This is a genomic window from Polaribacter sp. Z014, from assembly GCF_023555435.1.
In the GTDB taxonomy this organism is placed as follows: domain Bacteria; phylum Bacteroidota; class Bacteroidia; order Flavobacteriales; family Flavobacteriaceae; genus Polaribacter.
Genome location: NZ_JALCZP010000008.1, coordinates 146099 through 169041 on the forward strand (window position 1 = coordinate 146099; position 22943 = coordinate 169041).

Here is a 22943-nt window from a genome sequence, read left to right on the forward strand (position 1 = left end):
ATTAATTATTTAACCATTCTTTAAAAGGACGAACATTTTTTGAACTAATTAAAACAAAATCATTCTGTTTAGATGAAGGTTCTAATTCTATTTTTAATCTATTCTGACTGTATTTGATAATTGTTTTTATAGCTGTATGTCTTACAATGTATTTTCTATTTATTTTAAAAAAATCTTTTTTTGATAACTTTAAATCTAGATTCATGATAGTATCATCATACAAAAAACTATCACCTTTTGTGGTAAATAAAAAAAGCGACTTGTTTTCTGCCATAAAATAGGCAATTTCATCAGCAGTTATAGATATTAATTTTTCGCCTCTAGAAACTAAAAATCGTTGTTGTGCTTCTTTCGTTTCTTTAGGTTTTTTAAAATGATTTAATAGTTTTTCTAAATCACTAGAATCTTTAGCAGGAGTTATCGCGTAATTTTTATACTTTTCTAGCGCAGCATTTAATTTATGTTTGTCGTATGGCTTTAATAAATAATCAATAGCAAAAAATTGAAATGATTGAATAGCGTATTGATCAAATGCTGTTGTAAAAATTATAGGAACATTGATTTTTAAAGCTTCAAAAATCTCAAAACTTTCCCCATCTCCCAAATGAATATCACTTAAAATTAAATCGCAGGTATTATTTTTAAACCACGCTATAGATTGCGCTACGCTTTCTAATCGTTTTTTAATATGTATAGAATACGTACTTTTTAATAATAAGTTTTCTAAAGATGCTGCTGCTAAATCTTCATCTTCAATAATAACAATATCCATTTTAAACCAATTTATTTGTATTTTAATTAAGTAGGCAACTTACTCAATATTATACATTTTTAACGCACACTTTAGTAATTTGTTTCTGTTTTTGAAAAAAAGAGAACATTATTTTCACTTTTTAAGTAATTGTAGACAAGTTATCTCTTTTTTTACACTCGTTTTTAAAGAAATACCGTTGTGTAAGTAGTTTTTTATATTGCTATCATAAAAGTTACACATATTCCTGCAATAACTTTATCATTAACGTAATACTAAGTCTATATAATTTAATATTTTTGTTTTCTATAAGAAACAAAAAAAGAATGAAAAAGTTACAACCTATCATGTTAGTTGGTACAGGTTCTGATGTTGGTAAAAGCTGGATAACAACTGGAATTTGCAGATGGTTGAAACAAAAAGGATACACGCCTGCTCCCTTTAAAGCACAAAACATGTCTTTAAATAGTTTTTCTACACCAGATAATCTAGAAATTGGAAGAGCCCAAGCAGTACAAGCAGAGGCCTGCGGAATTCCGCCAACGGTAGAAATGAATCCCATTTTATTAAAACCATCTTCTGTAAATAAATCGCAAGTTATTTTACATGGAAAACCAATTGGTGACCAAACCGCTAAAGAATATTTTTTAGGCAATGATAAAAAACATCTTTTTGAAGAAGCTAAAAATTCTTTTAAAGAATTAGCTACCAAGCACAACCCGATTGTAATGGAAGGTGCAGGAAGCATTAGCGAACTCAATTTAAAACATAGAGATATTGTAAACATGCGTATGGCAGCAGCAGCAAATGCTTGTGTATATTTAGTGGCAGATATTGATAAAGGTGGTGTTTTTGGAAGCGTATACGGCACTATAGCATTGCTAGAAGATTGGGAACGTACATTGGTAAAAGGAATTATTATTAACAAATTTAGAGGTGATCCTTCTTTATTTGTTGATGGAAAAAAGAAATTAGAAGAACTCACAGGGATTCCCATTTTAGGTGTTTTACCATACGCTACAGACATTATTATAGAAGAAGAAGATTCGGTTGCATTGAACCTTAGAGCAAGAACAGCTATAGACCATAAATTAAATATTGCTGTAGTAAAACTTTATTACATGTCTAATTATACAGATTTTCAAGCCTTAGAGCAAGAACCACTCATCAATCTGTATTTTACAAGAGATGCCGAAGAATTAAACAAAGCAGATGTTATCATCATTCCGGGTACTAAAAATACGATTGAAGATTTAATTGCGTTAAAAAAAGAAGGTTTAGATACTATTATAAAAGAACAATATAAGCACATTCCTATTATCGGAATTTGTGGTGGATATCAAATGTTAGGAAATGTTATTAATGATCCTTTTTCTGTAGAAAGTAATGTAAATTCAGAAGAAGGTTTAGGTTTGTTTGATATTGAAACAACTCTTTCCAGAACAAAACAAACCATACAACGTAATTTTCAATTTAAAGATTATAACGAATCTTGTGAAGGTTATGAAATCCACATGGGAGAAACTACTGTACCCAAAAACAAACATTTAAACCTTATTGAAGGTAAATATGAAGGTTTTTTTGATGGTGATAAAAGCTGGGGAACTTACCTTCATGGTATTTTTGATAACCAAGATGTTGTTACAGAATTATTGCAGTTAAAATTCCCGAACGCAACAGCTATAAACTACAAGGAATTTAAAGCCCAACAATTTGATAAATTAGCAGATTGGATCGATGAAAATTTAGACATGGAAACGATTGTAAAAAACAGCTCAGAAATATGCTAAATGGCCACGGCGATGATCTTCATTTAATTGAAGGCGAGATTAAGCACAACTTCAGTTCTAATGTATATTATAAAGGATGCTCTAAAGCGCTGCTTGATGAGGTTTCAAAGCACGTTCGTTTAATACAAAGTTACCCTTCTCCTGCTGCAAGTGAATTGAATAAATTGGCTGCTAAAAAATTCAACCTTAAAAACGATCAGTTTTTGTTTACCAACGGGGCAACCGAAGCTTTTTATCTCATTGCTCAGTTTTTTTCTGATAAAAAGGCAGCAATTGTTGCACCAACTTTTTCGGAATATGAAGATGCTTGTAAAATATTTAAATTAAAATACGAGTTAATTTCTAGATCAGAAATATACAAAACCAATGCAGATTTAGTTTTTATATGCAACCCAAATAATCCTACGGGAGCTATTTTTTCTAAAAGCGAATTAGAACTTCTTTTTCAACAAAAACCAAATACTACCTTTATTATTGATGAAGCTTATATTGAGTTTACTAACAGTACAGAATCTATTGTTTCATTAACAGAAAAGTACATCAATGTAATAGTTGTCCGTTCCTTAACAAAAACATTTACAATTCCGGGTTTGCGTCTTGGTTATGTAGTTTCCGATGCGGCAAACATTACACAACTCTTAGCTTTAAAAATGCCCTGGAGTGTTAATTTATTGGCAATAAAGGCAGGAGAATATATTTTTAACAATTATAAAAACCTTCAATTTAATTGTACTGAGTTAATAGAAGAAACTGCTTTTTTTAAAGAACAACTTACCGCCATAGAAGGCATAAAAGTTTGTGACAGTACTACTTCTTATTTTTTAGTTGAATTACAGCGTACATCAGCAAAAAAACTTAAAGAATATTTAAGTACACAACATCAAATTCTTATAAGAGACGCTACAAACTTTAATGGATTAGAAGGAGAATACATTCGGCTTTCTACTCAAAGTAAAGAAGCGAATAACATATTAATTGAAGCTTTAAAAAAATGGATTTAACATCAATTTACATCTTAATAATTGCCTTTGCTTTAGATGCCATTTTTGGAGATCCTAAAAAATTACCGCACCTTATTGTTGGTTACGGAAATAGTATTTCTTTTGGTGAAAAAAAATTAAACAAAGGTGCTTCTAAAGTCCTTAAAGGCGCACTATTAACTATTTTATTGGTTGGTATTTCTTTTGTATTACCTTACCTAATTATTCGTTTATTAAATGCGTACAACTTCCCTATCCTCTCTCTTTTATTTTCAATATTAATGTTGTTTTACTGTCTTGCTAACAAAACCTTGATAAAAGAAGGGTACGCCGTTTTTAATACCCTTAAAAATGAAGGTTTAGAAGCTGGTCGAAAACGTTTATCTTGGATTGTAGGACGGGAAACAGATAACTTATCCGAACAACAAATTAGAATTGCCACGTTAGAAACCATGTCAGAAAACTTAAGTGACGGAGTGATTGCACCTCTTTTTTACTTTTTAATTTTGGGTATCCCAGGGGTAATGGCTTACAAAATGATAAACACATTAGATTCTATGATTGGTTATAAAAACGATCGTTATATATCATTTGGAAAGTTTGCTGCAAAATTAGATGATGTTGCCAATTATATTCCGGCTAGAATTACAGCTATATTAATGTTACTTGTTCAGTTAAAAGTAAACGGAATTTCTTTTGTTTTTAAAGAAGGGAAAAAACACAGCAGCCCAAATGCAGGTTACCCAGAAGCTGCCTTAGCTTATATATTAGATTGTCAGTTTGGAGGACCTAATTATTATCACGGAAAATTACTAAAAAAACCATTTATTGGCAGTAATAATCGTAAAATTAAACACGAAGAAATTAAAATTGTTAGCCGCATTAATTATGCTGTAAGTATTTTGTTTTGTCTTTTAAGTATCGCAATTTTATTACTGTTTCAGAATGTCTAAACCTCAAAAAAAATACATTATTACAGGAGCTCCAGGTACTGGGAAAACGACATTAATAAATATTCTAAAAAACGACATACCTTGTATGGATGAAATTTCTAGAAAAGTTATTATTGATGAACAAAAACACCATAGAAACGGCATGCCTTGGAAAGATCTAAATAGATTTACAGATCTTGTTTTTCAATTAACTCATCATGAATTACAAACTAGTAATGCACTAATTTGCGACCGTTCTCTACTCGATTTGGAAGCCTACTTAACCGTAGCAAACAATCCAATACCAGATTACCTAATCAATTTCCCTTATCAAGAAACATATCATAAAACAGTATTTTTTGCACCAACTTGGTTTGATATTTATTGCCAAGACGGACAAAGATTACAAGAGTTTGATTACTGTTTAAAACTAGAAAAATCACTCTTAGAAAAGTATAAAAACAAAGGGTTTGAAATTATAATATTGCCAAAAAATTCTCCGGAAAAAAGAATAAAACTCATTTTAGATTCCATCGTGTATTTCAAAAATTAATGATACATTTGTAATGCTTTAGGTTTCTTATTCTTAATTAAGAATAAAGAATTAAATGGGAATTTGGTGAGAATCCAAAACTGTTCCCGCAGCTGTAAGCTCTAAAAAAAGCTTTTAACAATTAAGTCACTGTTTGTAAAAATGGGAAGGCGTTAAAAGTAGAGCGAGTCAGAAAACCTGCCTAAATGCAAGACATAATTATAAACTTTCGGGAATAAAAGTTATAGTGTTAGATGCCTTTATCTTTAGGCGCCTTACCCTGTTTTTTCCCTAATAAAAAAAAATGGGTAAAGACATTTCAAATACAACACACACTTTTTTATTTTGCGATGGAGGTTCTTGTCAAAAAGCAGGATCTGAGAAAGTAATAAGAGCAGCAAGAGCTTATTTGCGCAACAATAACCATTGGAATACAACACACACTATTAAAACAAGGTGTAATGGTAGATGCGAAGATGCGCCTACTTGTATTGTAAGTTCAGGAGAATTTTGGTACAAAGAATTAACTTCTGATAAAATTGTTCCTATTGTAAAAAGTCATATTGATAATAACTTACCCGTTGAAGCTGATTTATTATATCAAAATAAATGGGATGCGCTAAAATCTAATAAAGAAATTGCACCATTTAAACCCAAACCTTTCGAATTAAAAAACGATAAAGAATTAGGCGAATGTTATATTACAAAAGGCTTTAGTTCAGATCAATATCTATATCCTTTATTCTTATTCTTGTTAGAAAACCCAAAAGGTGTAACGCTAAAAATGTATCAGCAAAATGCCATTCCGTTTACAGAAATAACTGCTGTAAACTATGCTAAAACTTACACGCTAGAATTAGAAACAGCCACCGATTGTATTTCACTTACCATTGCTGGTGTGCCTAAAGACAATAAAGAATTACAACAATCTAAAATTTCTAGTACAGAATATTTTTATCAAAAAAACTTAAAGCAAACAGGTATCCGTTTTAAAAATAAATTTGGAGAAGTTTTGGGTATTATCAAATTTGATTCTATAGAAAATTTGGCTTGGAAATATTGTACTAAAATTCAATTACAAAACACGAGTCAAGATTTAACATCGCTATGAATAAAAACATCTCTATATTAGGTTTAGGTTGGTTAGGATTGCCATTGGCACTACAGCTACAAAAAAAAGGTTACACCGTTAATGGCTGTACAACTTCGCTAAGTAGTCTAAAATCGTTCTCTAAATATGCGTTTCAAACGAATAGAATAAAAATTGAAGCTGATAAAATTATTGGAGATTGGGAATCTTTTATACATGAAACGGATATTTTAATTATCAATTTTCCGCCAAAGCGGATTGATAATATTGAAACCATACACCCGCTTCAGATAGCGCAAATTATAAAGCACACACCCAAAAATGTAAAGGTAATTTTTGTAAGTTCTACTTCTGTGTATCAAAATACAAATAGCCTTATCAATGAAACAGTAAAATGTGTTCCAGAAAAAGCATCTGGTATTGGGTTGATAAAAGCAGAAGAATTATTAGAGCAACATTTTGGAAGTAACCTAACTATTTTACGTTTGGCAGGATTAATTGGTCCAAAACGTCATCCCGGAAGGTTTCTTGCCAACAAAAAGCAATTAAAAAACCCGAATGTTCCGGTAAACCTCATTCACTTAAAAGATAGTATTGGGCTAATTGAAGCTATTTTAGAGCAAGATTGTTTTGGCGAAATTATAAATGGTTGTGCAGATGTGCATCCTAAAAGAAAGGAATATTATAAAAACGCTGCCATACAATTAAACTTGCCTGCTCCTATTTTTGGAGAAAACACTGCCCAAGATTTTAAAATTGTTGACAATTCTAAATCGAAATCAATCTTAAATTACGAATATCAGTTTGCAAATCCAGAATTGATTTTTGCAAAAGACAAATTACCAGAAATAAGCATTGTGGGTGCAGGACCTGGTAATAAAAACTTATTAACGTTAAAAGCTTTTGAAGCCATACAGAATGCTGAAATTATTTTACATGATAATTTAATATCAGAAGAAATAATGGATATCAATACAACTGCAGCACGTATTTATGTAGGTAGAAAATTTGGCGATAAAGAAGATCCACAAGCTCGTCAGCATAAAATAAACGAATTGCTAAAAACACATTGCGAAATGGGGAACAAAGTAATTCGTCTAAAATCTGGTGATCCATATATTTACGGTCGTGCTGCAGAAGAGGTTCGTTTTTTAAAGAAACATCAACTCCCTTTTACAGTTATTCCAGGTATATCAGCAGCTTTAGCAGCAGCAAGCGCAATGAGTATACCTGTTACAGAAAGAGGTTTTTCTAATGCTTTTTTAATTTGCACAGCACATACTGCAGATTATTCTACAACACAACTTAAGGGAATTGCAGAAATGCTAAATGCAGGCAACACTTTGGCGCTTTATATGGGCTCTAAAAGTTTAGATAAAATCATTCCGAAATTAATAGCCGTTTGTAACAATCCAAACATCCCGATTAATGCTATTTCTAATGTTTCTAGAGATAATGAAATTTTATTGACATCAACATTAGAAAACATAGAAAAAGATATCATTACACAAAAACTACCAATGCCTGTAGTATTTTTAATAGGTGCAAACCCAATAAATTAAGACCATGAAAGAAGGAATTTTATTATGCGGACACGGTACACGAAGAGAAGCTGGCGTAAAATCGTTTAAACGATTGGTGAGCATTCTTAAAGAACGTTACCAAGATGAATATGAAGTAGATTATGGCTTTTTAGAATTTAATCATCCTACGTATGAAGCTGCCGTAGAACGCATGTATGCGCAAGGTATTCGAAAAATATATGCATTGCCTGTTATTTTATTTGCGGGTTCACATGCCAAAAATGACATTCCGTTTGAGTTAAATACCTTACAAGGTTATCACGATGATTTAACCATTTCTATGGGAAAACATATTGGTGTCAGTTCTTTTTTACTCGATTTATCGTTAAAACGGATTGAAGAAACAGAGAAAAAACTTCCTAAAATAGATAGAAAAGAAACTTGTTTGGTAGTAGTTGGTAGAGGAACTACAGACCCAGATGCAAATAGCGATGTTGCTAAATTAACAAGCATGCTTTGGGACGGAATGGGCTTTGGTTTTGCCACTACAGTATATAGCGGAACAGCGTTTCCTAATGTAGAAGAAGGTTTACAATTGGTTGAGAAATTAGGTTTTAAACGAACTATTGTGATTCCTTTTTTCTTTTTTACAGGTGTTTTATTAGAGCGAATTTATAAAAGCGTTTCGGATATGGATGCGAGTTCTAATTTAGAATATGTGTACACAGATCCTTTTGGTGCCGACGAATTGATATTACAAGCTTTTGATGAACGTTTGCACGAAGCTAAAAACGGAATTGCAAACATGAATTGTCAGTTATGTAAATACAGAAAACAAGTCATTGGTTTTGAAGAAGACAAAGGGAAAGAGCAAATTGGTCATCATCTTAATGTAAAAGGAATTTTATTTGAAGAAGATGAAAAACCAAATGAAGAAGAAAACGGTTTTACAAGTAAAATTAAAAAAATGTTAGGCATATGAAAGCAGGTAAAATTTACGGAGTTTCATTAGGTCCTGGTGATTCTGATTTAATTACGCTAAAAGGTTTAAAAGCCTTACAACAAGCTGATAAAATATATTATCCGGGTTCTTTATTTAAAGACGGAAGAAAAGTAAGTTATTCGCTTTCTATCTTAGAAAATTATGATTTAGACGCTACTAAATTAGTCGGTTTTCATCTAAAGATGGATTTAGAAAGAGCGCAAGCCAAAGAAATTTACGAAACCACCTTTCAGCAAATTCTAGCTGATTATAAAAAAGGATTGTCAATCGCCATTGTAAGCGAAGGAGACATTAGTACGTTTAGTTCTTTTTCTTATCTATTAGAAAAAATACAAGCACATCAATTAACCATTCATTTAATTCCGGGTATTAGCTCTTATTTGCATCTAGCAGCAGAAAGTAAAATGCCTTTGTGTTTACAAAACGAAAAAGTAGTTGTTATTCCGCGTATACAAACACAGGAAGAGTTAGAAGAAGCGATTGCGCATTTTGACACCGTAGTATTAATGAAAATTATATCGGTTGTAGACATTATTACCGACGTAATAGATCACAAAAAACATAGCATTACCTATGCAGAACGCTTAGGCACCGATCAACAATTTATAACAACCGATTGGGCAATTGCAACACAAAGAGAAACCCCTTATTTTTCTCTTATCATCATTAAAAAAATAAACAAATGAAAATAACTGTAGCAGGCTTAGGTCCTGGAGATATCAATTATATGTTACCCGTAGTTAAAAATGCTTTACAAAAAGCAGATGTAGTTATTGGTTACGACTATTATTTTCAGTTTGGAGCCTCTTTATTTAAAGAAGATGCAGAACTAATTTCTATGCCATTAGGGATGGAAGAAGCAAGAGCTCATAAAGCTATTGAAAAAGCAAAAGAAGACAAATATGTAGTGGTTATTGGCTCTGGTGATGCCAGTATTTATGCCATGGCGGCGATAGTTTACGAGGTCGTTTCAAAAGAAAATCATACTGATATTGAATTAGAAACCTTACCAGGAGTTTCGGCTTTTTTAGCTGCAGGAAGCAAATTGGGTGCGCCATTAGGTCACGATTTTTGTTGTATTTCTCTTTCTGATTTAATGACACCTTGGAACAAGATTGAGCAACGAATTAAAGCTGCCGCAATGGGCGATTTTGTAACGAGCTTGTACAACCCAAAAAGTAAAAAGAGACATTGGCAATTAGGCAGATTGCAAAAAATATTTTTAGCAGAACGCTCACCTTCTACTCCGGTTGCCATTATAAGACACGTAACACGACCAGAAGAAGAACTTAAAATAACCACGTTGGGCGAATTTAATCCTGATGATGTAGATATGTTTTGCTTGGTGATGATTGGGAACTCGCAAACCTATCGTTTTAAAGACTATTTAGTGACTCCTAGAGGATACTTAAATAGAAAACCATATACAGGTAAAGAAATTCAGCAAGAAAGCTTTAGAATCGTTACCGAACACATTAAAGATTTACCTTTTGCTATTGCTGATAAATGGGCAATAACGAGAGTGATTCATACCACTGGAATTTTAGAAGATTTCAAGCATTATTCGGCAACGCCAGAAGCGATTGAAAATTGGCACAACCATCTTAAAAACGGAGGAGAAATTGTGACCGATGTTACCATGGTACAAGCTGGAATTACAAAAGCTTTTACTGCGGAATACGGTAATCAAATTCATTGTTTGTTAAATGATGAGGAGGCACAAGAATTAGCAAAATCGGCAAATATTACCCGTTCTCAAGCAGGAATTAGAAAAGCAATTGAAAAATACCCAAATGCATTATATGTTGTTGGGAATGCACCTACTGCTTTGTTTGAAATTGTAGATCAACTAAGAGATAATAAAACCTTTAAACCTGTTGGTGTTGTTGGTGTTCCGGTTGGTTTTGTAAATGTATTAGAATCAAAAGAACAGTTATCTCAAATTAAAAATACAGATTGGGTAATTATAGAAGGCAACAGAGGTGGTAGTAATGTTGCAGCTGCTATTGTAAATGCCGCTTTTACGTTACCCGAAGCATCCACCTATTTTAAATCTTAAAAGATGAACAAATTTACTTCAGAAAATATAGAAACGTTAGAACAGATTATTCTTGCTCGTAGAGATGTAAGAGGGAATCGATTTACGGACGAACCTGTTGTTCAAGCAGATTTAGATAAAATTCTATTTGCTGGAGTAAACGCACCTTCTGTTGGTTTTTCGCAACCGTGGGAGTTTGTTGTGATTAAAGATTTAGACATCAGAAATAAAATAAAGGATAGTTTTTTTGAAGAAAACGAGAAAGCTAAATCCCTTTTTGAAGGAAAAAAAGCAGATGCGTACACCCAATTAAAATTGGAAGGCATTGTAGAATCTGCACTAAATATTGCGGTATTCTACAAACCAAGTGAGCATCCTGTTTTAGGACAAACTACCATGAAAGAAGCGGGCGTGTATTCCGTGGTTTGCGCCATACAAAATATGTGGTTAATGGCAAGAGCGTTAAATGTTGGTTTAGGTTGGGTCAGTATTTTAAATCCTGATAAGGTGAAGACCATCTTAAATGCTCCTAAAGACAGACAGCTGATTGGTTATTTGTGTTTAGGACATGTGGATAAATTCTACGAAAACCCAGAATTGGAACGTTTACAATGGGAAAAACGTAAGAATATAAACGATGTTGTTATTAAAGATTCTTATTAAGAAATGAAGCAAACAAAGACACATATCGATTTTTATTTAATTGGAATAGGCAATCATCCTACGCCCAAGTTAAATGATGATGCTTTAGAGTTAATCCAAGAATCTACTGTTTTTTCTGGTGGAAAACGTCATTATCAATTGGTTAAATATTACTTGCCAGAAAACCATACTTGGATAGAGATTTCAGGGAAAATGGATGCTTTAATTCAGCAATACAACACTTTTGATAAGTCTATTGTTGTTTTTGCTTCTGGTGATCCTTTTTTCTACGGATTCGGAAATACCTTACAACGATTAGTACCGAATGCTAAACTAAATTCCGTTCCTTATTTTAATAGCATTCAGTTATTATGTCATAAAACGCAGACCAATTATAACAGCTTAAAATCGATATCGATTCACGGTAGGGATTGGTCGGCTTTAGACGAAGCATTAATCCATAGAACCGAATTAATTGGTGTTTTAACTGATAACAAAAAAACACCCGCAGAAATATCAAAGCGCATGTTGCAATATGGTTTCGATAATTATTCGATAACTATTGGAGAGGCTTTGGATGGAGATACAGAACATATTGAGCAACTCGATTTATTGTCTTGTACTCTAAAAACACATCAACATTTAAACTGTGTTTTATTAAAACAAATAGCATCAAAAAAGAAACACTTTGGCATACCCGATACTGCTTTTATTCCGTTAAATAATAGAGCAAATATGATTACAAAAATGCCTATTCGTTTAAGTACAATTCAGGCATTAGAATTGCAAAATAAAACTGTTTTTTGGGACATCGGTTCTTGTACCGGATCTGTCGCTATTGAAGCCAAACAACACTATCCAAATTTAAAAATTATAGCTTTTGAAAAACGTACAGAATGCGCTGCTATTATTCAGCAAAACACCGAACGTTTGGCAACTCCTGGTATCACAATTATAATTGATGATTTCTTTAACCTCAACCTAAAAGACTACCCAATTCCGGATGTTGTATTCATTGGAGGACACGGAGGAATGTTAAAAAAAATGATTCATCTATTACTTCAAATAAATCCACTTTTAAGACTGGTTATTAACGCTGTACAGAAAAAAAGTAGCGACATTTTTACAGAAGAACTTACCATGTTAAATTATACAATTATTACACATAGCATTCAAGTAAACGAACATAACAAAATTAGCATTCACACCGCAGAAAAACAATAAATGAAAAAAATAGCCATTATAGCAGTTACCGAAAAAGGGTTAGAAAAAGCCCTTATTATTCAGAAAGAATTCCCAAAATCTTTAGTAATTACAACGTTGAATTCTTCGGATAAAAACGTATCAACTATTAGCTCAATATCAAACTATTTAACTGATAATTTCTTAAAATTAGATGGTATTTGTTTTGTGACTGCTTTAGGTATTTGTGTGCGATTAATTGCACCTTATATTCAAGATAAAAATACAGATCCTGCAGTAATTTCTGTGGATGATTTAGGCCTAAATGTGCAAGCTGTTTTAAGCGGACATAAAGGTGGCGCAAATGATTTTGCTTTAAAAATTGCTTCCGTTTTAGGAGCAAAACCAATTATATCTACGTCTAGTGATGTACAAAATATTTGGGCGTTAGATACGTTAGGAAATCAATTTGATTGGCAAGTAGTCACTTCTTTATCCATGAACAAAACCATGGCGTTGTTTGTAAATAATAAACCTACTGCCCTATTGTTAGATATTAAAGACAAAGGGACACAACATTTAGAAAAAACAGTTCCCGATTTTGTTACTGTTTTTTATGATGAAACGGAGATTGATTACACCCAATTTGAGTTATTTATTGCGGTAAGTTATAAAGTGTATACAAGTACAATTGCTAGTGTATTCTTTATCCCAAAAGTACTTTCTGTTGGCTCTGGTTGCTCTAAACAATTAGATTCAGTTCTTTTTGAAACTACTTTAAAAGAAGAATTGAAAAGTAGAAACATTCACTTTTCAGCGATTAAAAACGTTGGATCTATAGATATTAAGGCACAACAACAAGCGTATTTAGATTTTAGTACAAAAAATAACATTCCGTTTAGCACATTTACTTCAGATGAAATAGATACCATTACCGTGCCGAACCCAAGTGAAATGGTACAATCTAAAATTGGTGTTGATGGTGTTTCAGAATCTACTGCAATGCTACTTTCTGGAGGTAAAAATGTACTAATTGAAAAACAAAAAATTCATTTAGAAAATGGTGAGAAATTCACTTTTTCTATTGCTTTAGATGTTAAGGCAGAACGTAGAACGGCCATTGCAATTATTGGTGCAGGACCTGGAGATGAAGAGCTGATTACCGTAAAAGGAAAAGCCTATTTAGAAAATGCAGATTGTGTACTGTACGCAGGTAGTTTAATTCCAGAAGAAATGACCAATTGGTGTAAACCTGGTGCTGTGGTTAGAAATTCTGCAATGATGACTTTAGAAGAGCAAATAGCGGTAATGCAAGAACATTACAAAAAAGGAAATGCTATTGTGCGTTTACAATGTGGAGATCCTTCTTTGTATGGCGCTATCCAAGAGCAAATGACCATTTTTGATGAGTTAGAAATGGAGTACTTTATTGTACCAGGAATTTCTGCTTTTAGTGCAGCAGCTGCCGTTTTAAAATCTGAATTTACGATTCCGGAAGTAGTACAATCTATTGTTTTAACGCGTGGAGAAGGTAAAACACCAATGCCTCCAAAAGAAAGTATTGCTGCTTTTGCTGCTACAAATGCTACCATGTGTATCTTTTTAAGTGTAGGAATTGCTAAAAAAGTAGAAGCACAATTATTAGAACATTTTGACGCTAATACGCCTGTAGCAGTGATGTACAGAATCTCTTGGAAAGACGAAGAAATTTATCAAGGAAAATTAGAAAATCTAGCAAAAATTGTAAAAGACAGTAAAAAAACAAGAACGGTATTAATTATCGTTGGTCATGCAATTGGCGCTCGTAAAAACAGGTCTCAATTATACAGTCCGGATGTGAAACACATTTTTAGAACGAATAAGAAATTTGTAGTAACAGAATAAAACCATTTCATATTTAGATCTCATTAGTTGTAAAAACCTGTGAGATTTTTATAAAACTTATCGATAAAACAGATAGCATGATATTAGTCTTTGGCGGAACAACAGAAGGAAAAAAAGCAGCCACTTTATTAGAAGGTTTGGCCATGCCTTTTGTGTATTCAACAAAAACAAATATCTCTTTTGATATCACTAAAATTGCGCGTTACCGTTACGGAGCATTAGATGAAAAAGAACTAGAAAGTTATTTACTAGAAAACAACATACAAACCATTATTAATGCTTCTCATCCGTTTGCAGAAATATTGCATAAAACCATTGCTAAAGTGGCCGAAAAGCTAAAAATCCCTGTCATACGATTTGGACGAGAATTACTCTCTAAAACCATCCATCCTTTAGTAAAATATGTGAATTCGTATGATGCTGCTTTTGCGTTGTTAAAAGAAAAACAGACTTTATTAGCCTTAACTGGTGTACAATCTATTAGAAGACTGCATCCGTGGTGGCAAGAAAACACAACGTATTTTAGAATACTAAATAGACCAGAATCTTTAGCCATTGCTAAAGAAAGTAATTTCCCTGAAAAGCAATTAATTTTAGGTTTACCATCTGCCAATTTAGAAAAAGAAATTGAACTGATTAAAATGCTTCATATTGATGTAATTCTCACTAAAGAAACTGGTAACAGTGGGTTTTTAAGCACCAAGATTGAAGCTGCTTTACAAACAAACGCAAAAATTATTATCATCAATCAACCTAAAATACCTAGTTACTTTACGCTTGTTTTTAATGAAATTGATTTACAACGTATTTTAACAGATACTTATACTCCAACCTTGCTAACCAATACTTCGCAATTATGGGATTAAGAGAAATACCAAAAGGCCCTTTAAGAGAAGGTTTTACAACAGGTACTTGCGCTACCGCTGCTGCTAAAGCAGGATTGATGGCGATTATCCATCAGAAGAAAAACAGCACTGTAAACGTACATTTACCTATAGATAAAATATTAGAAATTAAAATTCATTCTTGCGAGTTTACAGAAAGTACAGTTACATGTTCTGTAATAAAAGATGCCGGAGACGACCCAGATGTTACTAATGGCGCAGAAATAGGTTGTATTTTAAAATTAACACAAGAAAAAGACATTCAGTTTATTGCCGGAGAAGGCGTTGGCACCGTAACACTTAAAGGTTTAGAATTGGCTATTGGAGAACCTGCAATTAATCCTGTTCCTAGAAAAATGATAACCAGTGCACTCCAGAAATTATTGCACGATTACGATTTAGAATGTGGTGTATCAGTGACCGTTTTTGTAACCAACGGAAAAAAATTAGCAAAACGTACGCTTAATGAACGTGTAGGTATTATGAATGGTATTTCTATACTAGGCACAACTGGTATTGTAAAACCCTACTCCTCGTCTTCCTACATAGCAAGTATAGAACAAGGTATTGACGTTGCAATTGCCAACAAAACAACAGAATTGGTTATAAACTCAGGTGCCAGAAGTGAGAAGTTTTTATCAGAAAAATTTAATCATTTGCCAGAATATGCTTTTATCCATTACGGAAATTGGATTGGAGAAACCCTTACTAAAATTAATCAATGCAATATTAAAAAAGTAAGCATTGGTATTATGCTCGGTAAAGCGGTAAAATTAGCGGGTGGTATAACAGATACACACAGTTGTGTGTCTAGCTGGAATAAAGATTTTGTTGTGGATTTAGCGCATCAAATTGGCTTTGAAGACGGAGATAAAATTACAGAATTAAATATGGCAGGTCGTTTAATTGAGTTATTCGAGTTTGAACAAAATTCACCTTTTTTTCAATTATTATTAGCGCATTGCTATAAACACACGCATACAAAAATGAAACAGGTGGACTTAGATATTTACCTTATTCATAAAAACGGAACACTTATTAAATACATTAAATAATGACAATAACTTCTTTAATTAGGCCTTTAATGGCGGGAATTTTACATTCTTTTGAGCCAGACCATGTTACAGCGGTTTCTGTATTAGCAACCGAAAATGCCATCAATAAAAAAAAGGTGAATTTTCTAACGGTCTTTAAAGCCTCTCAGTGGGCTTTTGGGCATTCGGCAACCTTATTACTTTTTGGTGGTATAGCATTACTTTTTAAAAGTATGGCTACTTTATTTGTACATAGTATTTCTTTTTATGCAGAACTAGCAGTTGGTCCTATTATGATTTGGTTAGGTATTGTTGCCATTAAAAGAAACCATGCTATTAATGAAATGGTTAAAGAGCATAAAAAGATTGAAGCACACGAGCACCAACTTGCGAACCCAATACATTTACACGGTACCAAAGGAGAAGAAATTGCGGTAAATCCAATGAATAAATCTTTTTGGATTGGCATGTTACACGGTTTAGCTGGCACAGGTGGCGCATTAACCTCGGCACTCGTTTTAAGTAGTGATACAATAGCTGATGCTCTTCTTATTCTTGCCGTAGAGTCTCTAGGTATTATTGTAGCAATGGGTGCTTATAGTTATGTTTTAATAACGGTAATGAGTCGTTTTTTAGAACGAAATTTATCCATTTTTAAATGGATGAATGGTATTGCCGGTGCTGCCTCTATAGTTATCGGAATCGTATGGTTATATAATTGCACATCAAATTTATGATACAAAATACACAACAAACCAACTTTCCTTTTTCTGCCATTGTTGGTCAAGATAATTTTAAGTTAGCTCTTATTTTAAACTTGGTAGACCCGCTTATTGGTGGTGTTTTGGCTATTGGTGATAAAGGAACTGGAAAAACCACGTTAATTAGATCGTTAACAAATCTATTGAATGATCAAGAAAAAATACCTTTTGTCAATTTGCCTATTGGTGTTTCTGAAGACCGACTTATGGGAAGCATTAATTTAGAAGAGTTGATTAATGCCAAAAAAGAAGTAATCAATCTTGGGTTAATGGCGCAAGCACACAAAGGTGTTTTATATATAGATGAGGTAAATTTATTACAAGATTATCTTACCGATATTTTGTTAGATGCTGCAGCTTCTGGAAATTATTACTTAGAAAGAGAGGGAATTTCTCGTTATTTTAAAAGTCGATTTTGTTTAGTTGGTTCTATGAATCCTGAAGAAGGAAGTTTAAGACCGCAACTAAAAGACCGTTTTGGTTTAAGTGTACATGTTTCTACAACTACTAATGTAAAAGTGCGTCAGCAAATAATAAAACAACGTTTGCTGTTTGATGACAATCCTACTGATTTTACTGCTAAATATAAAAATGAAGACCAAAATATCGCAACACAAATTGAAACCGCTAAAAAGCATTTAAAAACGGTTCTTATAAACGATGCTATTATAGAATATTGTAGTCAATTAGCTATAGAACATCAAGTAGAAGGTTTGCGTGCAGACATTTTATTATTGAAAACGGCAAGGGCTTTTGCAGCGTATAAAAACGCTACAGAAATTACTAAAGAAGATGTTGATAAAATAGCCGATTTTGTTTTAAACCACAGAAGTTTACACCAGCCACCAAATCAGCAAAACCCAAATCAAAACGAAAACGAGCAACCAAAAGAAACTCCATCCGAAGGAACTACCTCTAAGGAAGAAAATATTCAGTTTTTGAGTCCTGAAAACGATTTTCAAAAGCAGAAAAATGCATTTACAGATCAACTAGAAAACAGCAACAAAACGATTTCCTATAACCAAGGAAATACCACTGCAACGGATACCAAGAAAACGGTAAGCCAATATGTAGCTACCGATAAGTTTGAAATAAAGACGAAACACAAAAAATCACTTTTAAAAGAACACCATATCTTTTTAATTGATTCTAGTGGCTCTATGTTAAAAAACCAAATTATTGCTTACGCAAAAGGAACGGTAGATAAAATTGCAACACAATCTAAAAATCAGAATACACAGTTTTCGATTGTTTCTTTGTTTGATGGAGAAGCGCAACATATTTTACATAGAACAGCCGTTTTAAAAGATATTGAAATTGCACTAACCTCCCTTAAAACAGGAGGGAAAACAAATTTAACTGCTGGTTTTAAACAAATAAAAGGTATTTGTGTTGATGTTGATTTTAAACACAATTTACATATTATAACAGACGGAAAGTTAAACGCCGAAAGCAGTTTGGAAGCTACCGTATTGGCTTTTCAAACGTATTGTAAAGGCGTACATAGCACGCAGATTATTGATGCAGAAAAAGGCATGGTAAAAATTGGTGTTGCTGCAGATTTAGCCAATCGGATTCAGGCTAATTATCAACCTTTAATGACAAAGAAGCTCTAATATTTTGACAAAACAACTCATCATTTCGGCACCAAGTAGCAATGCAGGTAAAACAACACTTACTTTAGGATTGCTGCGTTTATTTAAAAATAAAAACATTGCGATACAACCTTTTAAAGTTGGTCCAGATTATATAGATCCTAAATTTCATCAATTGGCTTGTAAAAAAGTTGGGGTAAATTTAGATTTATTTATGATGTCTCAAGATGAGATAAACACCTGTTTAAACTTCTATGGCAAAGAGGCTAAAATTAATTGCATAGAAGGTGTAATGGGCTTGTTTGATGGTGCAAAAAAAGACCAAGGTAGTACGGCTGAAATGGCTAAAAAGTTAAAGACACCTGTTTTACTGGTGATTGATGCCAAAGCAGTTGCCTATTCTGTTGCACCTCTTATTCAGGGTTTTGTGAATTTTGATAAAGAAGTACAAATAATGGGCGTTGTCTTTAACCGTGTAGGATCGGAAAGACATTACCACATGCTAAAAGAAGCTTGTGATGATATTGATGTACGTTGTTTCGGATATTTATCGAATTTAAAAGACATTGAAATTCCGTCGAGACATTTAGGATTAAATATACAAGAAATAGAAAAGTTTGATATTGTTATTGATAAAATTGCAAACGAACTAGACAAAACTGTAGACTGGCAAGCTATTTTAGAAGCTTCTAAAGAGATTGAGCCAAATGTTATTTTATCAACAGAAAAAACAACAACATCCAAAAAAATAAAATTTGCAGTTGCTAAAGACGCAGCTTTTAATTTTATATATCCGCAGAACATTGCTGCCATGGAAACATTAGGGGAAGTGGTGTTTTTTAGTCCGATAACTGATGTGAAAATTCCTGATTGTGATTTTATCTATTTCCCTGGCGGATACCCGGAAATGTATTTGAAAGAATTGTCTAGCAATACAGAAATGCTGAAAAGAATTAAAGAATTCGCACAAAATGACGGTAAAATTTACGCCGAATGTGGCGGAATGATGTATTTAGGAAAAGCTATTATTTCAGAAAATAACGAAGCTTTCAAAATGGTGAATTATTTCGATTTTGAATCTTCAATAGCCGATAAAAAACTGCATTTAGGTTACCGAACATCTAAAGTAAATGAACATATTTTTAAAGGACACGAGTTTCATTATTCAACCTTAATACATGATCATGAAAGTACTGTTAACGCAACAATTACAAATGCTAGAGGTGGTGATACAACTACCAAAATTTATAAAAAAAATAAAGTAATGGGTTCTTATGTGCATCACTATTTTGGTACACCCGAAAAACTTTTACAATTAATAAACGAACTAAATAACAACATATGAAAATTTACACAAGAAAAGGAGATAAAGGTACCACTGGAGTTTTTGGTGGGAAAAGAGAATTTAAAAACTCTGCAAGAATTGAATGTATTGGAACCTTAGATGAGGTAAATTCTACCATTGGCTTAATGCGCACTAAGCTAGGTAACGAGCACGAATGGCAACCAAACTTGCATCGCATTCAAAAAGATATGATGAATATGATGTCGCATTTAGCGCGTCCGTCAGGATCTAAAAAAGAAAACCCGAATCCGGAACCGAAAGATGGCGCAGATTTTTGTGAGGTTTGGATGGACGAAATGGAAGCAAATATTAGTTCTCCATCAGACTATTTTTTATTGCCTGGAGGAAATGAAATATCGGCACTTTGCCATGTTTGTAGAACACAAATGCGCAGAGGAGAAAGACAATTGGTTACCTTAATGCAAGAAGACCCAGAATGTGTTCACGATTACATTATGAGTTATGTTAATAGGCTATCTGATTTGTTTTTTACCATGGCAAGAGCAGAAATGGACAAGCATGGTGTTGCCGAAGAAAAATGGAACTTATTCTTATATAAACGAAAGAAGAAAGTAGTAAAAGATTAAAGTAAACTTAGAACAAAAACAATTTAATAAATAATAATTTAATTTAAAAACAATCATTATGCACATCGAACCAGGAATCGTAGATTCAGCAAAAATTGGACTTTCATACGCAACAGCAGCAGTCGCAATTTTCGGAGTAGCTAAATCATCTTTTAGCAACATCAAAAAAAACAATCCTTTAACTTTTTTAGTCAAATCTATTGCTACTACAGCTTTAGTATTTACATTTTTTCAAGTATTACCACATTATTCAGTAGGAGTTTCTGAAGTTCACTTTATTTTAGGATCAACATTATTTTTACTCTTTGGCCTCGCGCCTGCTAGTATTGGGCTCGCACTTGGTTTATTAATTCAAGGAGTATTCTTTGCACAAATTGATTTACCTCAATATGGAATGAACATCACCACCTTACTTGTTCCATTAATGGCACTTTCTTATGTTGCTGATAAAATTATTACAAAAGACACACCTTACATCAAATTAAAATATGCGCAGGTTTTAAAACTTTCATTAGTTTATCAAGCAGGTATTGTAGGTTGGGTTACATTTTGGGCAATTTATGGTCAAGGTTTTGCAACAGAAAACTTAGTAAGCATCGCTAGTTTTGGTAGTGTTTATATGTTAGTTGTACTAATTGAGCCATTAATAGATTTAGGTGTATTAGCGGCAGCAAAATACTTAACAGGTAAACTTAAAGAAAGTAACTTTTTAGAGAAGAGACTTTACAATACTGTACAAGCATAAAAATAACTTCCTGAAAATTATCATACTAAAAAAAATATAAAAATGAATACGAAAATACCAATTACTATTGTTACCGGATTTTTAGGCGTAGGAAAAACGACCTTAATACATAATATGCTAAAGAATGCCAACGGAAAGCGCATTGCTGTTTTGGTGAATGAATTTGGAGAAGTAGATGTGGACGGACAATTAATAGCTTCATCTGAATGTGGTGATGAAGGCTGTAATTTAATTCAATTACCAAACGGATGTATTTGTTGTACGGTACAAGAAGAATTTTTACCTTCTATGTTACAATTATTAGAGCGCAAAGAAGAAATAGATCATATTGTGATAGAAACGTCTGGTTTATCGATGCCAAAACCTTTGGTAAAAGCAGTGAACTGGCCAGATTTAAAACCTCATATTACCATAGATTCTGTAATTACAGTAGTAGATGCAGTAGGAATTGCAACCGGAGAAATTTGCCATAGAGAACGTGTGCAAGCACAACGTTTAGCAGATGATTCTTTAGACCATGAAACACCTATTGAAGAGTTATTTTTAGATCAATTAGGTTGTGCCGATTTGGTTTTAGTAAGCAAAAGAGATTTGATTGATGATGAGAAGTTTGATGAGGTTACTAAAATAATTACCGATAAAGCAAGACCAAACACCAAGATTATTCCGGTAATAAATGGTGAATTAGATAATGCTTTATTACTAGGTGTGGAAGCTTCTGCAGAGGATGATGTAGATAACCGTCATTCTATTCACGAAGAGCACCATAAATCTGGAAACCATCACCATCACAACGATGATATTAAAACAGTTTTATTAGAATATACCGAAACTGCGGATATTAAAGTTTTAGTGAAAGATTTAAAAAAGCTTGTAGAAGAGAACGAAATTTATAGAATTAAAGGTTTTGTAAATATCCCTAACAAGCCAATGCGCATGGTTTTACAAGGTGTTGGTAGTCGTTTCGATTATTATTTTGAAAGACCTTGGGGAGAAAATGAAGCACGCAAAACAAGTTTAGTGGTTATTGGTAAAAATATAGAATTGACTAAAAATAACGAAGTGCATACGCATGCTCATAGTCATGATCACGGACATTCTCACGCTCATTCTCATTAAACGATGACACACATTTTTACTACAAAAAAACTAGAGAAGATTATCCACAAGAAAATTGAAAACAGCGATTTAGTCGATGAGCATATTCTTGGAAATTGGAATGCAAATGTTTTTTATGTTGCTAAAAAGAAGTGTTTACTTTTTGTAAATTCTGAAACCTTTTTTTCTGTCGTTATTCCTCGTTTTTCAATGAAAGATATTGACAAGTTAGATGCGTTATTTATGGATAGTTATTATAATCAATTGTTGTTTGAAAAAATAGCAGTTGATTATAATAACATTCTTGCTAAAATTGGAGAAGTAACGTTTCATGCCACAAATAATAACAGAAAAACCATTGGTGTTCTTACCTATAATATAGAAAAATTGAACTATTTTAAATATGACTATCCTGTTTTTAATGCTTCTGTAATTAGAGAAATGACCCAAAAATTGAATAGAACTCCTTTTAAACAATTAGGTTGGAACACGCCCAATGAAGAAATGATTTCTTTATTAGCGAAGCATACACAAATAATCTAAAAAA

The 22943-nt window shown here is 32.8% G+C and carries 22 protein-coding genes and 1 riboswitch; of the genes, 21 read left to right on the forward strand and 1 reads right to left on the reverse strand.

Annotation, left to right across the window (positions count from 1 at the left end):
* Window position 1: 1 nt before the first annotated feature.
* Window positions 2-772, reverse strand: coding sequence for a LytR/AlgR family response regulator transcription factor (locus tag MPF19_RS11395; protein WP_249988337.1), 771 nt, complete (start codon window positions 770-772; stop codon window positions 2-4).
* A 305-nt stretch (window positions 773-1077) separates the two neighbouring features.
* Between MPF19_RS11395 and MPF19_RS11400 the strand changes: the two genes are divergently transcribed.
* The 21 genes from MPF19_RS11400 to MPF19_RS11500 all read left to right on the forward strand — a co-directional run bounded on the left by MPF19_RS11400 (window position 1078) and on the right by MPF19_RS11500 (window position 22939).
* Window positions 1078-2541, forward strand: a complete 1464-nt coding sequence (locus tag MPF19_RS11400) for a cobyric acid synthase (protein ID WP_249988338.1) — start codon at window positions 1078-1080, stop codon at window positions 2539-2541.
* On the forward strand, window positions 2535-3542 hold the full coding sequence (locus tag MPF19_RS11405; protein WP_249988339.1) for a pyridoxal phosphate-dependent aminotransferase: 1008 nt from the start codon (window positions 2535-2537) through the stop codon (window positions 3540-3542). The genes MPF19_RS11400 and MPF19_RS11405 overlap by 7 nt, the downstream gene beginning before the upstream one ends.
* Window positions 3533-4474, forward strand: coding sequence for an adenosylcobinamide-phosphate synthase CbiB (gene cbiB / locus MPF19_RS11410; protein WP_249988340.1), 942 nt, complete (start codon window positions 3533-3535; stop codon window positions 4472-4474). Before MPF19_RS11405 ends, cbiB begins: the two co-directional genes overlap by 10 nt.
* Window positions 4467-5006 carry an AAA family ATPase gene (locus MPF19_RS11415; protein WP_249988341.1) on the forward strand — a complete coding sequence of 180 codons (540 nt, stop codon included), beginning with the start codon at window positions 4467-4469 and terminating at the stop codon, window positions 5004-5006. Before cbiB ends, MPF19_RS11415 begins: the two co-directional genes overlap by 8 nt.
* A 3-nt stretch (window positions 5007-5009) precedes the next feature.
* Window positions 5010-5205, forward strand: a riboswitch (cobalamin riboswitch).
* Between the two features lie 84 nt (window positions 5206-5289).
* Entirely contained in the window at window positions 5290-6096 is an 807-nt protein-coding gene (locus MPF19_RS11420; RefSeq protein ID WP_249988342.1) for a (2Fe-2S) ferredoxin domain-containing protein, read from the forward strand.
* Window positions 6093-7637 (forward strand): uroporphyrinogen-III C-methyltransferase, encoded by a 1545-nt coding sequence (gene cobA / locus MPF19_RS11425; RefSeq protein ID WP_249988343.1) that lies wholly within the window; start codon window positions 6093-6095, stop codon window positions 7635-7637. Before MPF19_RS11420 ends, cobA begins: the two co-directional genes overlap by 4 nt.
* A gap of 4 nt (window positions 7638-7641) precedes the next feature.
* Complete coding sequence (locus tag MPF19_RS11430; protein ID WP_249988344.1) at window positions 7642-8580, forward strand: sirohydrochlorin chelatase; 939 nt, start codon at window positions 7642-7644, stop codon at window positions 8578-8580.
* On the forward strand, window positions 8577-9287 hold the full coding sequence (gene cobI / locus MPF19_RS11435) for a precorrin-2 C(20)-methyltransferase (RefSeq protein ID WP_249988345.1): 711 nt from the start codon (window positions 8577-8579) through the stop codon (window positions 9285-9287). The genes MPF19_RS11430 and cobI overlap by 4 nt, the downstream gene beginning before the upstream one ends.
* Window positions 9284-10660, forward strand: coding sequence for a precorrin-3B C(17)-methyltransferase (gene cobJ, locus MPF19_RS11440; RefSeq protein WP_249988346.1), 1377 nt, complete (start codon window positions 9284-9286; stop codon window positions 10658-10660). The genes cobI and cobJ overlap by 4 nt, the downstream gene beginning before the upstream one ends.
* A gap of 3 nt (window positions 10661-10663) precedes the next feature.
* Window positions 10664-11302: a 5,6-dimethylbenzimidazole synthase gene (bluB, locus tag MPF19_RS11445; RefSeq protein WP_249988347.1), complete on the forward strand. Its 639-nt coding sequence runs from the start codon at window positions 10664-10666 to the stop codon at window positions 11300-11302.
* 3 nt (window positions 11303-11305) lie between these two features.
* Window positions 11306-12505, forward strand: coding sequence for a precorrin-6y C5,15-methyltransferase (decarboxylating) subunit CbiE (gene cbiE, locus MPF19_RS11450; protein ID WP_249988348.1), 1200 nt, complete (start codon window positions 11306-11308; stop codon window positions 12503-12505).
* The gene (cobM, locus tag MPF19_RS11455; RefSeq protein ID WP_249988349.1) at window positions 12506-14347 is read left to right on the forward strand and encodes a precorrin-4 C(11)-methyltransferase; all 1842 of its coding nucleotides are present in this window, start codon (window positions 12506-12508) and stop codon (window positions 14345-14347) included.
* Between the two features lie 77 nt (window positions 14348-14424).
* Window positions 14425-15213 carry a precorrin-6A/cobalt-precorrin-6A reductase gene (locus MPF19_RS11460; protein ID WP_249988350.1) on the forward strand — a complete coding sequence of 263 codons (789 nt, stop codon included), beginning with the start codon at window positions 14425-14427 and terminating at the stop codon, window positions 15211-15213.
* A complete protein-coding gene (gene cbiD / locus MPF19_RS11465) occupies window positions 15204-16286 on the forward strand; it encodes a cobalt-precorrin-5B (C(1))-methyltransferase CbiD (RefSeq protein ID WP_249988351.1) in 1083 nt (360 codons plus the stop codon). The genes MPF19_RS11460 and cbiD overlap by 10 nt, the downstream gene beginning before the upstream one ends.
* Window positions 16286-17002: a hypothetical protein gene (locus MPF19_RS11470; protein ID WP_249988352.1), complete on the forward strand. Its 717-nt coding sequence runs from the start codon at window positions 16286-16288 to the stop codon at window positions 17000-17002. The genes cbiD and MPF19_RS11470 overlap by 1 nt, the downstream gene beginning before the upstream one ends.
* Entirely contained in the window at window positions 16999-18642 is a 1644-nt protein-coding gene (locus MPF19_RS11475; RefSeq protein ID WP_249988353.1) for an AAA family ATPase, read from the forward strand. Before MPF19_RS11470 ends, MPF19_RS11475 begins: the two co-directional genes overlap by 4 nt.
* A gap of 4 nt (window positions 18643-18646) precedes the next feature.
* Window positions 18647-19966, forward strand: a complete 1320-nt coding sequence (locus MPF19_RS11480; RefSeq protein ID WP_249988354.1) for a cobyrinic acid a,c-diamide synthase CobB — start codon at window positions 18647-18649, stop codon at window positions 19964-19966.
* On the forward strand, window positions 19963-20553 hold the full coding sequence (locus MPF19_RS11485; RefSeq protein ID WP_249988355.1) for a cob(I)yrinic acid a,c-diamide adenosyltransferase: 591 nt from the start codon (window positions 19963-19965) through the stop codon (window positions 20551-20553). Before MPF19_RS11480 ends, MPF19_RS11485 begins: the two co-directional genes overlap by 4 nt.
* 58 nt (window positions 20554-20611) lie before the next feature.
* The gene (locus MPF19_RS11490; RefSeq protein ID WP_249988356.1) at window positions 20612-21298 is read left to right on the forward strand and encodes an energy-coupling factor ABC transporter permease; all 687 of its coding nucleotides are present in this window, start codon (window positions 20612-20614) and stop codon (window positions 21296-21298) included.
* A 42-nt stretch (window positions 21299-21340) separates the two neighbouring features.
* The gene (gene cobW / locus MPF19_RS11495; RefSeq protein ID WP_249988357.1) at window positions 21341-22417 is read left to right on the forward strand and encodes a cobalamin biosynthesis protein CobW; all 1077 of its coding nucleotides are present in this window, start codon (window positions 21341-21343) and stop codon (window positions 22415-22417) included.
* A 3-nt stretch (window positions 22418-22420) separates the two neighbouring features.
* Complete coding sequence (locus tag MPF19_RS11500) at window positions 22421-22939, forward strand: DUF6933 domain-containing protein (protein ID WP_249988358.1); 519 nt, start codon at window positions 22421-22423, stop codon at window positions 22937-22939.
* Window positions 22940-22943: the final 4 nt, after the last annotated feature.